The sequence below is a fragment of the Variovorax sp. DXTD-1 genome (assembly GCF_003984625.1).
Taxonomy (GTDB): Bacteria; Pseudomonadota; Gammaproteobacteria; order Burkholderiales; family Burkholderiaceae_C; genus Variovorax.
In genome coordinates this window covers 51,313-65,543 of record NZ_RWKH01000018.1, presented here as the reverse complement: position 1 = coordinate 65,543, position 14,231 = coordinate 51,313, and the positions used below count along the sequence as shown (strand labels likewise).

The following is a 14,231-nucleotide window of genomic DNA, read 5'->3' as shown; positions in this document are numbered from 1 at the left end:
CGCGGTCGGTGGGCCGCGCGGTCAGGTGTAGGACGACGGGGCGTCTGAGGCGCCCGCCTTCACCTTCAGGCGCCACGCATGCAGCAGCGGTTCGGTGTAGCCGCTTGGCTGCTCGATGCCCTTGAACACCAGGTCTTGCGCAGCCTTGTACGCGGCGGAGGTCGCGAAGTTGCCGGCCATCGGCTGGTAGACCGGGTCGCCCGCGTTCTGCTCGTCGACCACCTTGGCCATGCGCTGGAAGGCCTCGTCGACCTGCGCCTTGGTCACCACGCCGTGCAGCAGCCAGTTGGCGATGTGCTGGCTCGAAATGCGCAGCGTGGCACGGTCTTCCATCAGGCCCACGTTGTGGATGTCGGGCACCTTGGAGCAGCCCACGCCCTGGTCGATCCAGCGCACCACGTAGCCGAGGATGCCCTGCACGTTGTTGTCGATTTCCTGCTGCTTCTCGGCATCGGTCCACTTGGCTTCGGGCGCAATGGGCACTTGCAGCAGCGCGTTGAGGATGTTGTCGCGTTCCGCGTCGGCGTCGATCTTCTCGAGCTCCTGCTGAACGGCGGTGACGCTCACCTGGTGGTAGTGCAGCGCGTGCAGCGTGGCGGCGGTGGGCGAGGGCACCCAGGCGGTGTTGGCGCCGGCCTTCGGATGGGCAATTTTCTGCTCGAGCATGGCGGCCATCAGGTCGGGCATGGCCCACATGCCCTTGCCGATCTGCGCCTTGCCGCGCAGGCCGCACGACAGGCCGACCAGCACGTTGTTCTTTTCGTAGGCGCCGATCCACGCGCTGGACTTCATGTCGCCCTTGCGGATCATCGGGCCGCCCTGCATGGCGGTGTGCATCTCGTCGCCGGTGCGGTCGAGGAAACCGGTGTTGATGAAGGCCACGCGCGCGGCGGCTTCGGCGATGCAGGCCTTGAGGTTGACGCTGGTGCGGCGCTCTTCGTCCATGATGCCGAGCTTCACGGTGTTGGCGGGCAGCCCGAGCAGCTGCTCGACACGGCCGAACAGCTCGCTCGCAAAGGCCACTTCGGCCGGGCCGTGCATCTTGGGCTTGACGATGTAGATGCTGCCGGTGCGCGAGTTGCCCTTGCGCTTCAGGTCGATCATCGCGATGGTGGTGGTGACCACGGCATCGAGGATGCCTTCCGGGATTTCCTTGCCGTCCGCATACAGCACGGCGGGGTTGGTCATCAGGTGGCCCACGTTGCGCAGGAACATGAGCGAGCGGCCGTGCAGCTTCACGGGCTTGCCGTCGGCGCCGGTGTATTCGCGGTCGGGATTGAGGCCACGCGTGAAGGTCTTGCCGCCCTTGGCCACTTCTTCGGTGAGCGTGCCCTGCACGATGCCGAGCCAGTTCGCATACGCGAGCACCTTGTCGGCCGCATCGACCACGGCCACCGAGTCTTCGAGGTCGAGAATGGTCGAGAGCGCGGCTTCGAGCACGAGGTCGCTCACGCCGGCCGAGTCGCTCTTGCCGATGGGCGTGCTGCGGTCGATGCGGATGTCCAGGTGAATGCCGTTGTGCTTGAGCAGCACCGACGACGGCGAGGCCGCATCACCCTGGTAGCCCACGAAGGCGGCGGGGTCGCGCAGCGTGGTGCTGCTGCTTTGCAGCGCGATGTGCAACTGGCCGTCTTTCACGCTGTAGCCGGTCGCCATCTTGTGCGAACCGTTCTCGAGCGGCGCGGCCTGGTCGAGCACTTCGCGTGCGAACGCGATGACCTTGGCGCCGCGCACGGGGTTGTAGCCCTTGCCCTTTTCGGCGCCGTCGGTTTCAGGAATGGCATCGGTGCCGTAGAGGGCGTCGTACAGCGAGCCCCAGCGCGCATTGGCGGCGTTGAGTGCGTAGCGTGCGTTCAGGATGGGCACCACCAGCTGCGGGCCGGCCTGCAGCGCGAGTTCGGAGTCGACGTTGGCCGTGGTGGCCTTCGCGCCCTTGGGCTGCGGCAGCAGGTAGCCGATCTTTTCGAGGAATGCGCGGTACGCCGGCATGTCGGCAATCGGGCCGGGGTTCTTCTTGTGCCAGGCGTCGAGCTCGGCCTGCAGGCGGTCGCGCTCGGCCAAGAGCGCAATGTTCTTCGGAGCGAGGTCGCTCACGATGGCGTCGAAGCCCTTCCAGAAAACATCGCTGGCCACACCGCTGGCGGGCAAGACCTTGTCTTCGATGAAGCGGTGCAACTCGGTCGCGACCTGGAGTCCGTGGGCGGTGGTGCGGGCGGTCATGTTTTTCTCCTGGAGAACGATTCAATGTGGGCGGAACAGGAGGCGATGTCTGTCAGAACAGCGCTGCGCCGTGGTTCCATGCAAGGACTTTATTCGATACTTTGCTGGCCTGTAAGAGCCGAAAGCGTGATTTATCAGTGACAAAAATGGCGGTAATCAGCGGCCCTCAGAGTCCGCTCCGTCGCGTTTTCAGCTCATTCCGCTGAGCTGGCGCGCCGCGGCGCACACCGGCTCTATATGGCGCGGGTCGTAGCGGTGGGCGGGCATGGTCAGCGTGACCGCCGCGGCCAGGCGGCCATCGGCATGGAATACCGGCGCCGAAATGCCCGCGAGTTCAGCCGTGCGGTCGCCCACCAGCGCGCAGTAGCCCTGCGCGCGAATGGCGTCGTACAGCTTCCGTTCCCTGGGGCTGCGCGGCTGTTCGGCTTCGGGGCCGAAGGCGATCAGCACGCGCGCACCGGCGCCGCGGTCGTTGGGCAGCAGGTCGCCCGCGCGCACGTGGTCGCGCACCACATGCGACGAATCGACGCGGAACTGGCACAGCCGCACCCAGCCGTCGCCCTGGCCCTGCCGCACGTGGTACGCCGCGCTTTCTCCAGTGGCCGCGGCCAGCGCGCGCAGCACCGGCAGCACGATGCGGTCGAGCGAGAGCGACGCCGAATAGAGGCCGTGCAGGCGTGCGATCTCGGCGCCGAGCGCATAGCGCCCGTCGTCCTGCCGGCGGATCAGCCGCGCATGTTCCAGCGAAGCCAGGAGGCGCAGCACCGTGCTCTTGTAGAGCTGCGTGCGCTCTGCAAACTGCGCGAGCGACAGCGCCTCGTCGCCAGGCTGAAAGGCTGAGAGCAGGCTCAGCGCGCGGTCGACCGCAGCGGCGCCACCGGGGGCGGCATTGAGGTCTGAGACCGATTCGGTCTGGGCTTTGCGGGGCATGGCGTTGGCTTGACAGGGAAAGTCGTTCGGCGGTCTAATTCTATTTAACGGAACTTAGTTCTGCAAGATAGAATTGTCAAGCGATCGCGAACCGATCGCTCCAAGGAGACAAGAGTCGATGACACCCCCCGATGTTGTGATCAGCGAGGTCGGCCCGCGCGACGGCCTGCAATCGGTCAAGGCGACCATGCCCACGGCCGACAAGCTGCGCTGGATCGACGCGCTCTACGCCGCCGGCGTGCGCGAGATCGAGGTGGCCTCCTTCGTACCCGCCAGGCTGCTGCCGCAGATGGCCGATGCGGCGGAAGTGGTGCGCCACGCCGCTACGCTGCCGGGCCTCGTGGTGATGGCGCTGGTGCCCAATCGCAAGGGCGCGCAGGCCGCGCTCGAAGCCGGCGCGCACAAGCTCACGATGCCCGTATCGGCCAGCGTGGCGCATTCGCTGGCCAACGTGCGAAAGACGCCGGCCGAAATGGTCGATGAAGTGCGCGCCATTTCCGAGTTGCGCCGCGACACGGCGCCCGGGGTGCTGCTCGAAGTCGGCATCTCCACTGCTTTCGGCTGCACGCTGCAAGGGCTGGTGCCTGAAGACGACGTGATCCGCCTCGCGGCGCAGTGCGTCGAGGCAGGCGCGGAAGAAGCCGGTCTTTCGGACACCGTGGGCTATGCCAACCCGGCGCAGGTGCGCCGGCTCTTCAAGCGCCTGCGCGCCGAACTGGGCCAACACGCCGGCGCGGCCCACATGCACAACACGCGCGGCCTCGGTATCGCAAACTGCCTTGCGGCGTGGGACGAGGGCGTGCGCACTTTCGACGCCTCGCTCGGTGGCCTCGGCGGCTGCCCTTATGCGCCCGGCGCCTCGGGCAATGCGGTCACCGAAGACCTCGTCTTCATGTTCGAGGCCATGGGCGTTCGCACCGGCATCGACATCGAAAAACTCATTGCGGCGCGCGCGCCGCTCATGGCCGGCTTGCCGGGCGAACCGGTCTACGGCATGACGCCCGAAGCCGGCCTGCCCAAGGGCTTTGTCCAAGGCCCTGTCCAGGAAACCAACGCAAATGCCTGAATCCAATCCGCTTCCGTACGCCGGCGTCCGCGTCGTCGAGTTCACCCACATGGTCATGGGCCCGACCTGCGGCCTGCTGCTGGCCGACCTCGGCGCCGAGGTCATCAAGGTCGAGCCCATCGAGGGCGACAGCACGCGCCGCCTGCTCGGTTCGGGCTCGGGCTTCTTCCCCACGTTCAACCGCAACAAGAAGAGCATCGCGCTCGACCTCAAGACGCCCGAAGGCGTGGGGGCCGCGCTGCGCCTCGTTGCCACTGCCGACATCGTGAGCGAGAACTTCAAGCCCGGCACCATGAAGAAGCTGGGGCTGGACTACGACAGCCTGAAGCAGCTCAACCCGCGCCTCATCTACGTGAGCCACAAGGGCTTTCTGCCGGGCCCGTACGACCATCGCACCGCGCTTGACGAGGTGGTGCAGATGATGGGCGGCCTGGCCTACATGACGGGCCGCGCCGGCGATCCGCTGCGCGCGGGCACCAGCGTGAACGACATCATGGGCGGCATGTTCGGCGCCATTGGCGCCATGGCCGCGCTGCGCCAGCGCGAGCTCACCGGCAAGGGCTGCGAGGTGCAGTCCGCGCTGTTCGAGAACAACGTGTTCCTGGTCGCACAGCACATGATGCAGTTCGCCGCCACCGGCAAGGCCGCCGACCCGATGCCCAGCCGCATTTCGGCGTGGGCCGTGTACGACGTGTTCACCGTGAAGGACGGCGAACAGATCTTTCTCGCGGCCGTGAGCGACAAGCAGTGGGCGATCTTCTGCAAGGCCTTCGGGCTGGAAGAAATGCTTGCCGACCCGCGCCTGAAGACCAACAACGACCGCGTGCTGGCCCGCGGCTGGATGATGCCGATTCTGCGCTCGCACCTGGCCGGCTACAGCGCGGCCGAACTCAGCGCGGTATTCGAGCAGAACGAGCTGCCCTTTGCGCCCATCACCAAGCCGCAGCAGCTGTTCGACGACCCGCACCTGAATGCCACCGGCGGCCTCGCGCCCGTGCGCATGAACGACGGCCACATGGCCAAGGTGCCGCTCATGCCCTTCACGCTCGATGGCGAACGGCCCGGCATTCGCCTGCAGCCGCCGCACATCGGCGAGCACACCAGTGAGCTGCTGAAGGAGGTGGGCTACAGCGACGAAGAAATCGCCGCCTTCGAGGCGCGCCGGGCCGGCGCTGCCGGTTGAACCCGGGATATATAGTTCGGGCGCCATGGACCGCCTGAAGCAACTCGAATCCTTCGTCTCGGTGGCGACCCGCGGCGGCCTCACCGCCGCGGCCAAGGCCGAGGGCGTGGCGCCCGCCATCATGGGGCGGCGCCTCGACGCGCTGGAGGCGAGGCTGGGCGTGAAGCTCCTGGTGCGCACCACGCGGCGCATCACGCTCACGCACGAAGGCAGCGCCTTTCTCGAGGACTGCCAGCGCCTGCTGACGGAGTTCGCCAATGCCGAGGCCAGCGTGAGCGCCGGCGGCATCAAGGCCAGCGGGCACTTGCGCGTCACGGCGCCGGCGGGCTTTGGCCGCCGCCACGTGGCGCCGCTGGTGCCGCGCTTCCATGCCATGCACCCGGAAGTCACGATCTCGCTCAACCTCAGCGACCGCGTGGTCGACGTGCGCGGCGAGAGCTTCGACTGCGCGGTGCGCGTGGGCGACATGCCCGATTCGTCGCTGGTGAGCGTGCGGCTGGCCGACAACCGGCGCCGCTGCGTCGCCACGCCCGAATTCGTGCGCCGCCACGGCATGCCCAAGCACCCGAGCGAGCTGTCGCGCTTTGCCTGCCTCACGTTGTCGAGCGATGCCTCTCAAACACGCGGCTGGGCATTCCGCCTTCCCGCCGAAGAGGGCGAGGGCGGAGAAGAACTGATCTACCTGCGGCCCGAAGGCCCGCTCGATTGCTCCGACGGCCAGGTGCTGCACGACTGGTGCCTGGCCGGCCACGGCATTGCCTGGCGCAGCACCTGGGAGGTCGAGGCCGAGATCGACGCGGGTTTGCTGGTGCCGCTGCTCGATGATTTCGCCGCGCCGCCCAACGGCATCTACGCGGTGTTCACGGGCACCAAGCACCTGCCGCTGCGGGTGCGGCTGTGGCTCGATTTCCTCAAGGAGCAATACGGACGCCCCGAATTCTGGGGCGGAAGAGGGTAAAGCGCCCGAGCGGCGGCACAATCCGCAAGCATTTGCAACCCATTGAAAAAGAAAGCCACCGATGACCCTCGAAGCGATCCTCGCCTACCTGCACTTGCTGGCCATCCTCACGATGGTGGTGTTCATCTCCAGCGAGGCCGCGCTGTGCCGCGTGCAGTGGCTCAATGCCGCCGTGGTGGAGCGGCTCGCCAAGGTCGACCTGGTCTATGGCATGGCCGCCATTGCCGTGCTCGCCACCGGCATCGCCCGCACGGTGTGGGGCGTGAAGGGCACAGCGTGGTATTGGACCAACCCGCTGTTGCATGTGAAGCTCGGGTTGTTCATCATCGTCGGCGTGCTTTCGATCTTTCCGACACTGACCTACTTTCGCTGGCGCAAGGCGCTGCGCGCCAACGGCACGCTGCCGGCCGAAGACGACATCCGCAAAACGCGCAAGCTGGTGATGGTGCAGGCCCACCTGATCGCGCTGATTCCGCTGGTGGCGGTGTTCCTCGCACGCGGCTTCGGCAAGTAGACCCGCATGGAACGCGCCGGCATCCAGCTCCTGTTTGCCGGCACCATCTTCAGCAGCGCGTTCCTGCTGTTTCTCGTCCAGCCGCTCATCGCCAAGCAGATCCTGCCGTGGTTCGGCGGCTCGGCCGCCGTGTGGTCGATCTGCATGGTGTTCTTCCAGGCCGTGCTGCTCGCGGGCTATGCCTATTCGGACTGCCTGACGCGGCACCTCCGTGTGCGACGCAGGCCGCGTTGCACGTGGGCCTTCTGCTCGCAGCCATCGGCCTGCCCTACTTCCTGCTTTCAACCACCGGGCCGCTGGTGCAGTCTTGGGTGGCGCGCACGCCCTGGAGCGCGCGGGTGTACCGGTACTTCTCGCTGTCGAACCTGGCTTCGCTGCTGTCGCTCCTGTGCTATCCGGTGCTGATCGAGCCGCGCAGTTCGCTGCTCCAGCAGGCGCAGGGATGGTCGTAGGGCTATGGCGCGTTCGTGGTGCTTTGCGCAGGGACCACCTTGCTCGCGGCGTACCGCTGGTCGGAAACCGTGCCGGCATCAACGTCAACGTCGACGGCGGCGACGGGCGAGGAGACGCCTCCGCGCTGGTCCGACGCGCTGCTCTGGCTTGCCTTGCCGGCGCTCGCGTCGTGGCTGCCGCTGGCGGCGGGCGTGCTGGTGCTGTGCGCCTTCGGCCTGCAGCACCACATCGGCTCGAATGTGCGCACGGGGCTGCCGATCTACGTCGGCGGCCTGTTCGTGCTGTGCATGTTCCTGCATGGAGAAACCGCCAGGCTGCGGCCGGCACCGCGCTATCTCACGCGCTTCTACCTGATGCTCTCGCTGGGTGGCGCCATCGGCGGCGCCCTGGTGGGGCTGGTCGCGCCGCACGTGCTGCCCGCGTACTACGAGCTGGGCATCGGTCTCACGCTCACTGCGCTGGCGGCGGTGGCCGTGCTGCGCCATCGCCTGTGGCTGCGGCTCGCCGGCGTGGCCCTGGCGGCCTGCTGCGTCTTTTTCCTGGTGGCGCAGATCCGCAGCGACAGGTTGGGCGCGCGCCACCTGGTGCGCAGCTTCTACGGCGCGCTGATCACCTTCGACGTGCGCCGCGCCAATCCTCCGAGCTACGTGCGGCTGCTGTCGCATGGCTCCATCAAGCATGGCGAACAGTTTCTCGACCCGCTCAGGCGGCGCGAGCCCACCACTTACTACGGCGCCACCTCGGGCATTGGCCGGGCCATGGCCGCCGCGCCAGAAGCGCCGCGCCGCGTCGGGCTGATCGGCCTTGGCGCGGGCACGCTTGCGACCTACGGCCGAAGCGGCGACGTGTACCGCATCTACGAGATCAATCCGCAGGTGTTCGAACTGGCGGACAGCGAGTTCACCTTTTTGCGCGACAGTCCCGCGCAGACAGAACGCGTGCTCGGCGATGCGCGGCTGGCGCTGGAGCGCGAAGCGCCGCAGGGTTTCGACCTGCTGGCGGTCGACGCGTTTTCGGGCGACGCGGTGCCGGTCCATCTGCTCACGGCCGAGGCGATGGACGTCTACCTGCGCCACATGAAGCCCGACGGCATCGTGGCCTTTCACGTGTCCAACCGCTACCTCGAGCTCGCACCCGTGGTCGCGCGAATCGCAGCGTTGAAAGGGGTGCATGCGGTGCTGGTGAGCGACGACGCCAAGGAGTCGAAGTGGCTCAACTCGACCGACTGGGTGCTGGTTGCGCGCGACCCCGCCGTGCTGGCGCGCGAGCCGCTGCGCGGCGCGGCTTTGCCCATCGCGGTTCCGGCTGGCACCCGCCCCTGGACCGACGACTTCAACAATCTGCTGGGCGTGCTCAAGTAGCGCGCATGTTGCGCCCATGAAAAAGCCCCGCCGGCGCGGGGCCGTGCGGGGCTTGCTTCAGAAAAGCGCGGCTGGTGTCAGGCCTTGGCGCTCAGGCATTCCTTCATGAAGGCCTTGCGCGCGTCGCCCTTGAGGGTCTTGGCCTTTTCGTCGGCGTTGCAGGTCTTCATCTTTTCCTGCTGGGTCTGCTTGGCGGTCATGGCGGGCTTGGCGCTGAGGCAGTTCTTCATGAAGGCCTTGCGTTCGTCGCCTTTCTTGTCGCCCGCTTCCTGGTTGCAGGTCGTCATCTTGCTTTGCTGGGCGGTGGGAGCCTTGGCTGCCGGGGTGGCCGGTGTAGCGGGGGTGGCGGGCGTTGCGGCCGGAGCAACGACGACAGGCGCGGGCGCCTTGTCTTGCGCCTGTGCGGCGCCAAAGGAAAGGCAGGCGCCCAGGGCGACCAGGGAAAGGAGCTTCTTCATGGTGATATGTCCTTGCAAGGTTGGGTTGTGACAGGTGCCCCGCGCCCGGGGCCGCTCATCCTAACGGGCGGGGGCATGCATTCGATGACCGAAGGCGCCGCCGCCCGGGTTTGCCCCCGGTAAAATCCGCAGATGCTATTGGTCAAACAGGAGCTGCTCGCGGCGCTCGCGAACACGCTCGAATCCCTCTCGCCCGGCGCCGGCTCCAAAGCCGCGTTCGAGTCGCCCAAGGTGGCCGCCCATGGCGATTTCGCCAGCACGGCCGCCATGCAACTCGCCAAACCGCTCGGCCGCAAGCCGCGCGAACTGGCCGAGGAGCTCAGCGCCGCGCTGCTCGCCACCCCCGTTTTCGGCCAGTGGGTCGAAGCCATCGAAATCGCCGGCCCCGGTTTTCTCAACATCCGCCTCAAGACCTCCGCCAAGCAGCAGATCGTGCGCGAAGTGCTGAATGCGGCCGACGCCTTCGGCCGGCAGCCCGCCACCGGCGAAAAGGTGTTGGTCGAGTTCGTCTCGGCCAACCCGACCGGTCCGCTGCATGTCGGCCACGGCCGCCAGGCCGCGCTCGGCGACGCCATCTGCAACCTGCGCGCGTCGCAGGGCGACACGGTCTGGCGCGAGTACTACTACAACGACGCCGGCGTGCAGATCCAGACGCTGGCCAACAGCACGCAGCTGCGCGCCCGCGGCTTCAAGCCCGGCGATCCCGAATGGCCGAGCGGCGAAAAGGCACCGGCCTACAACGGCGACTACATCGCCGACATCGCCGAAGACTTCAAGGCGAAAAAAACGGTCAAGTCCGAAGACCGCGAATACACCGCCAGCGGCGACATCGACGACCTCGACTCCATCCGCGAATTTGCCGTGGCCTACCTGCGCCGCGAGCAAGACCTCGATCTGCAGGCCTTCCGCGTGCACTTCGACCAGTACTACCTCGAGTCCAGCCTCTACACCAGCGGCCGCGTCGAGGCCGCGGTGCAAAAGCTCGTGGCCGCCGGCAAGACCTACGAGCAGGACGGCGCGCTGTGGCTCAAGTCGACCGACTACGGGGACGACAAGGACCGCGTGATGAAGAAGCAGGACGGTACATACACGTACTTCGTGCCCGACGTCGCCTATCACATTGCCAAGTGGGAGCGCGGCTTCCACAAGGTGGTCAACATCCAGGGCACCGACCACCACGGCACCATCGCGCGCGTGCGCGCCGGCCTGCAGGCCGCGGGCGTCGGCATTCCCGAGGGCTACCCCGACTACGTGCTGCACACCATGGTGCGCGTGATGAAGGGCGGCGAAGAGGTCAAGATCAGCAAGCGCGCAGGCAGCTACGTCACGCTGCGCGACCTCATCGAATGGACCAGCACCGACGCCGTGCGCTTCTTCCTCCTGAGCCGCAAGCCCGACACCGAATACACCTTCGACGTCGACCTGGCCGTGACGAAGAACAACGACAACCCGGTGTACTACGTGCAGTACGCCCATGCGCGCATCTGCTCGGTGCTGGCCGGCTGGGGCGGCGACGCCGCCACGCTCAAGAATGTCGACCTGTCGCCGCTCGAAAGCCCGGCCGCGCAGGCGCTGATGCTGCTGCTCGCCAAGTACCCCGCCATGCTCACGGCGGCCGCGAAGGATTTCGCGCCGCACGACGTGACTTTCTATTTGCGCGAACTGGCCGCCAGCTACCACAGCTACTACGACGCCGAGCGCATCCTGGTCGACGAAGAGCCGGTAAAGCTGGCGCGGCTCGCGCTCGTCGCCGCCACTGCGCAGGTGCTGCACAATGGCCTCGCGATTCTCGGCGTCAGTGCGCCGAGCAAGATGTGAAACCACCATGAAGAAGACAACCAGACAACGCGGCAACATCGTCATCGGCCTCATCATCGGCCTGGTGCTGGGGTTGGGTGTTGCGCTGGGCATTGCGGTCTATGTGACCAAGGTGCCCATTCCGTTCGTGACCAAGACCCAGCGCGGCGGTGCCGAGCAGGACGAAGCCGAGGCTCGCAAGAACCGCGACTGGGATCCGAATGCGCCGCTGGCCGGCAAGCCCGGCACGCCCGCCAAGCCGCCCGCGGCGGCAGGCGGCCCGGTGGCTCCGGCCGGCGGCGACACCACGGCCGTGGCGCCCGGGACCGCACCGCCGCCCGCGCCGCCGGTGCCGGTGGTCGTGGCGCCCAAGCCTGCGCGCCCGGCGCCTGTGCCGGCCGAAGCCAATCCGCTGCCGCCATCGAACGATCCGCTGGGCGATCTGGCCCGCGCACGAGCCGGCGGCAACAGCGGCAGCAGCACCACAACAGCCTCCGCCGCGCCCAGCAGCAACAGCAGCGCGTCGCCGTCGTCCGGCCCCGATCCGTTCATGTACTTTGTGCAGGCCGGCGCGTTCCGCACCACCGACGACGCCGAGGCCCAGCGTGCCAAGCTGTCGCTGATGGGCGTCGAAGCCCGGGTGACAGAGCGCGAGCAGGCGGGCCGCACGGTCTACCGCGTACGCGCCGGTCCGTTCAACAAGAAGGACGACGCCGATCGCCTGAAAGAGCGGCTCGACAGCGGCGGCCTCGAATCGGCGCTCGTGCGCGTGCAGCGCTGAGGTGTATTCCCGGGGCGGCTGCGGCCTTGCGGCAGCCGTCATGAATAATCCCTAAGCTTGCGGCATGGGCCGCCGCCAAGATCGTATTGGGCATGCCGCATGCGGGAACTCCGCGCGGCGCCCCGGCTCTGTCTGCCGTACCCAACAGGAGAACTTTTCAATGAAACGTCGTGACTTTTCGCTGGCCGCCACTTCGCTCGGTCTGATTTCGCTGGCTGGCAACACGGCGCACGCCCAGGCGCGCGCACCCAAGGCCGGCACCGAGTACCTGGTGCTCGACAAGCGCGTGCCCGTCGACGCACCCGCCGGCAAGGTCGAAGTGATCGAGTTCTTCTCGTACAACTGCCCGCATTGCAACGATTTCGAGCCCCAGCTCGACGCCTGGCTCAAGACGGCCCCCAAGGAAGTGGCTTTCCGCCGCGTACCGGTGCCCTTCGTGGGCAACGACGTCGAAGCCAAGCAGCGCCTGTACTACGCGCTCGAAGCCATGGGCAAGGTCGAGGAATTCCAGCCGAAGATCTTCAATGCGATTCACAAGCAGCGCCAGAACGTCAACGGCGATGCCAACATCATCGCGTGGGCGACGGCCAACGGCCTCGACGGCGCCAAGTTCAAGGAAGTGTTTACCTCGTTCAGCGTGGCCAGCAAGGCGAAGCGCGCCACGCAGCTGACCGAAGCCTACAAAGTGGCCGGCGTTCCGGCGCTGGCCGTGGCCGGCCGCTGGTATGTGGACGGCGAGCTTGCCGGCAACATGACCAAGGCGCTTCAGGTCACCAGCTACCTGATCGGCGAAGCCAAGAAGGGCTGACCCGCAAGGGCAACGCGGCACTTTGTGCCGCTGCGCCAACCCCCTTGCGGGGGTAAAAACGCGGTCCGGCGACGCCGGTTCCGCGATGTTCCCGGATGGGATGTCAAGCCCGCTTTGGCGGGCTTTTTCATCTCTGCGCGCTGGGCTGGCGCGATCCGCCGCATACAATGCAGAGCAAGTTTCGTGCCTCTATGACATTGCACTCCTACCCCAACACCACCCCTCTTCTTCGTCGCATCGGCCGGTTCGCCATCGGCGCGCTGTTGCTGGCCGGTCTCGCCTCGGGCGCCCTGGCCGAGACCGCCGACCGCACCAAGCCGATGAACATCGAGTCGGACGCCATGCGTTACGACGACCTCAAGCAGACCAGCGTATTCACCGGGAACGTGCTGGTCACCAAGGGCACCATCATCATCCGCGGCGCGCGGATCGACGTGCGCCAGGACGCCGAGGGCTACCAATATGGCGTGGTCACGGCGGCGCCGGGCAAGCGGGCCTATTACAAGCAGAAGCGTAACGCGCCCGACGAGTGGATCGAGGGCGAGTCGGAAGTCATCGAGTACGACAGCCGCGCCGACAACGTCAAGTTCATCCGCAACGCCGTCATGCGCCGCCTGCTCGGCGCCACGCCCAACGACGAAAGCAGCGGCGCGCTCATCGTCTACGACCAGAGCAACGACACCTACACGGTCAACGGTTCCACCGTGCCGCCGAATGCCGGCGTCAATGCGCCGTCGGGCGGACGCGTCAGGACCATCCTCACGCCCAAATCGGCCACCGCGCCTGGTGCTGCCACGCCCGCCGCCGGTGCACAGCGCGCGCCCGCGGCGACCCAGCCGGCACCCGGGGCGGGCCTGCGCTCGACCACCACCCTGGGTGGCGAAGGGGAAGGGCGCAAGTGATCGAAGCCGCTGGAAACCAGAACGCCGATGGCACGCCGGGCAGCCGCCTGGTGGTGCGCGGCCTGCAAAAAAGCTACGGCAGTCGCAAGGTCGTCAAGGATGTCTCGCTCGACGTGCAAAAGGGCGAGGTCGTGGGATTGCTCGGCCCCAACGGCGCGGGCAAGACCACTTCGTTCTACATGATCGTGGGCCTGGTGCGGGCCGACGCCGGCGAGATCACCATCGACGGCGAGCCTATTGCGCACATGCCGATCCACCGCCGCGCCCGCATGGGCCTGAGCTACCTGCCGCAGGAAGCGTCGATCTTCCGCAAGCTCAGCGTCGAGGAAAACGTGCGCGCCGTGCTCGAGCTCCAGCGCGAGCCCGACGGCAACGGCAAGCCCGCGCCGCTGACCAAGCAGCGCATCGAAGAGCGCCTTTCCGCGCTGCTGGCCGACCTGCGGGTGGACCACCTCCGCGATTCCCCGGCGCTCGCGCTTTCGGGCGGCGAAAGGCGCCGGGTCGAGATTGCCCGCGCGCTGGCCACGCAGCCGCGCTTCATCCTGCTGGACGAGCCCTTTGCCGGCATCGACCCTATCGCGGTGATCGAAATCCAGCGGATCATCAGCTTTCTCAAGGAGCGCGGCATCGGCGTGCTCATTACCGACCACAACGTGCGTGAAACGCTGGGCATCTGCGATCACGCGTTCATCATCAGCGACGGGCATGTGCTGGCACAAGGCACACCCTCGGAGATCGTCGACAACGCCGAAGTACGCAGGGTGTACCTGGGCGAGCACTTCCGGATGTAAGGGAGGAGT

The 14,231-nt window shown here is 67.1% G+C and carries 14 protein-coding genes; 11 read left to right on the top strand and 3 right to left on the bottom strand.

From position 1 onward, the window contains the following. Positions 1-21: 21 nt before the first annotated feature. Both EJI00_RS17530 and EJI00_RS17525 read right to left on the bottom strand, forming a co-directional pair. Positions 22-2,220: a malate synthase G gene (locus EJI00_RS17530; RefSeq protein WP_126748775.1), complete on the bottom strand. Its 2,199-nt coding sequence runs from the start codon at positions 2,218-2,220 to the stop codon at positions 22-24. Between the two features lie 189 nt (positions 2,221-2,409). Further along, positions 2,410-3,150 carry an IclR family transcriptional regulator gene (locus EJI00_RS17525; RefSeq protein WP_126748774.1) on the bottom strand — a complete coding sequence of 247 codons (741 nt, stop codon included), beginning with the start codon at positions 3,148-3,150 and terminating at the stop codon, positions 2,410-2,412. Between the two features lie 118 nt (positions 3,151-3,268). Here EJI00_RS17525 and EJI00_RS17520 point away from each other — a divergent pair, with 118 nt between their 5' ends. The 6 genes from EJI00_RS17520 (at position 3,269) to EJI00_RS17500 (ending at position 8,685) form a co-directional block, all read left to right on the top strand. Beyond that, positions 3,269-4,216, top strand: coding sequence for a hydroxymethylglutaryl-CoA lyase (locus EJI00_RS17520; protein ID WP_126748773.1), 948 nt, complete (start codon positions 3,269-3,271; stop codon positions 4,214-4,216). After that, positions 4,209-5,399 carry a CaiB/BaiF CoA transferase family protein gene (locus EJI00_RS17515; RefSeq protein WP_126748772.1) on the top strand — a complete coding sequence of 397 codons (1,191 nt, stop codon included), beginning with the start codon at positions 4,209-4,211 and terminating at the stop codon, positions 5,397-5,399. The genes EJI00_RS17520 and EJI00_RS17515 overlap by 8 nt, the downstream gene beginning before the upstream one ends. 25 nt (positions 5,400-5,424) lie before the next feature. Further along, positions 5,425-6,357, top strand: coding sequence for a LysR family transcriptional regulator (locus EJI00_RS17510; RefSeq protein WP_126748771.1), 933 nt, complete (start codon positions 5,425-5,427; stop codon positions 6,355-6,357). A gap of 61 nt (positions 6,358-6,418) precedes the next feature. Beyond that, on the top strand, positions 6,419-6,871 hold the full coding sequence (locus tag EJI00_RS17505; RefSeq protein WP_126748770.1) for a DUF2214 family protein: 453 nt from the start codon (positions 6,419-6,421) through the stop codon (positions 6,869-6,871). 236 nt (positions 6,872-7,107) lie between these two features. Then, a complete protein-coding gene (locus tag EJI00_RS25435; protein WP_260590759.1) occupies positions 7,108-7,323 on the top strand; it encodes a hypothetical protein in 216 nt (71 codons plus the stop codon). Between the two features lie 39 nt (positions 7,324-7,362). Next, the gene (locus EJI00_RS17500; protein WP_260590758.1) at positions 7,363-8,685 is read left to right on the top strand and encodes a fused MFS/spermidine synthase; all 1,323 of its coding nucleotides are present in this window, start codon (positions 7,363-7,365) and stop codon (positions 8,683-8,685) included. Positions 8,686-8,762: 77 nt separating this feature from the next. On the opposite strand, the gene EJI00_RS17495 is transcribed toward EJI00_RS17500, so the two are convergent. Next, positions 8,763-9,143 (bottom strand): PsiF family protein, encoded by a 381-nt coding sequence (locus EJI00_RS17495; RefSeq protein ID WP_126748769.1) that lies wholly within the window; start codon positions 9,141-9,143, stop codon positions 8,763-8,765. A 132-nt stretch (positions 9,144-9,275) separates the two neighbouring features. On the opposite strand from EJI00_RS17495, the gene argS reads away from it, so the two are divergent. The 5 genes from argS (at position 9,276) to lptB (ending at position 14,222) form a co-directional block, all read left to right on the top strand. Further along, on the top strand, positions 9,276-10,961 hold the full coding sequence (argS, locus tag EJI00_RS17490) for an arginine--tRNA ligase (protein ID WP_126748768.1): 1,686 nt from the start codon (positions 9,276-9,278) through the stop codon (positions 10,959-10,961). A gap of 7 nt (positions 10,962-10,968) precedes the next feature. Beyond that, the gene (locus tag EJI00_RS17485) at positions 10,969-11,721 is read left to right on the top strand and encodes an SPOR domain-containing protein (RefSeq protein WP_126748767.1); all 753 of its coding nucleotides are present in this window, start codon (positions 10,969-10,971) and stop codon (positions 11,719-11,721) included. 160 nt (positions 11,722-11,881) lie between these two features. After that, positions 11,882-12,529 (top strand): thiol:disulfide interchange protein DsbA/DsbL, encoded by a 648-nt coding sequence (locus EJI00_RS17480; protein WP_126748766.1) that lies wholly within the window; start codon positions 11,882-11,884, stop codon positions 12,527-12,529. 191 nt (positions 12,530-12,720) lie between these two features. Further along, positions 12,721-13,431: a lipopolysaccharide transport periplasmic protein LptA gene (gene lptA / locus EJI00_RS17475; protein WP_126748765.1), complete on the top strand. Its 711-nt coding sequence runs from the start codon at positions 12,721-12,723 to the stop codon at positions 13,429-13,431. After that, entirely contained in the window at positions 13,428-14,222 is a 795-nt protein-coding gene (gene lptB, locus EJI00_RS17470; protein ID WP_126748764.1) for an LPS export ABC transporter ATP-binding protein, read from the top strand. The genes lptA and lptB overlap by 4 nt, the downstream gene beginning before the upstream one ends. The last annotated feature ends 9 nt before the right edge of the window (positions 14,223-14,231 follow it).

What these genes read in the sequence shown, in the direction of transcription:
- EJI00_RS17530 (WP_126748775.1), bottom strand. Translation starts at nt 2,220, where the DNA reads ATGACCGCCCGCACCACCGCCCACGGACTCCAGGTCGCGACCGAGTTG.
- EJI00_RS17525 (WP_126748774.1), bottom strand. Translation starts at nt 3,150, where the DNA reads ATGCCCCGCAAAGCCCAGACCGAATCGGTCTCAGACCTCAATGCCGCC.
- EJI00_RS17520 (WP_126748773.1), top strand. Translation starts at nt 3,269, where the DNA reads ATGACACCCCCCGATGTTGTGATCAGCGAGGTCGGCCCGCGCGACGGC.
- EJI00_RS17515 (WP_126748772.1), top strand. Translation starts at nt 4,209, where the DNA reads ATGCCTGAATCCAATCCGCTTCCGTACGCCGGCGTCCGCGTCGTCGAG.
- EJI00_RS17510 (WP_126748771.1), top strand. Translation starts at nt 5,425, where the DNA reads ATGGACCGCCTGAAGCAACTCGAATCCTTCGTCTCGGTGGCGACCCGC.
- EJI00_RS17505 (WP_126748770.1), top strand. Translation starts at nt 6,419, where the DNA reads ATGACCCTCGAAGCGATCCTCGCCTACCTGCACTTGCTGGCCATCCTC.
- EJI00_RS17495 (WP_126748769.1), bottom strand. Translation starts at nt 9,143, where the DNA reads ATGAAGAAGCTCCTTTCCCTGGTCGCCCTGGGCGCCTGCCTTTCCTTT.
- argS (WP_126748768.1), top strand. Translation starts at nt 9,276, where the DNA reads ATGCTATTGGTCAAACAGGAGCTGCTCGCGGCGCTCGCGAACACGCTC.
- EJI00_RS17485 (WP_126748767.1), top strand. Translation starts at nt 10,969, where the DNA reads ATGAAGAAGACAACCAGACAACGCGGCAACATCGTCATCGGCCTCATC.
- EJI00_RS17480 (WP_126748766.1), top strand. Translation starts at nt 11,882, where the DNA reads ATGAAACGTCGTGACTTTTCGCTGGCCGCCACTTCGCTCGGTCTGATT.
- lptA (WP_126748765.1), top strand. Translation starts at nt 12,721, where the DNA reads ATGACATTGCACTCCTACCCCAACACCACCCCTCTTCTTCGTCGCATC.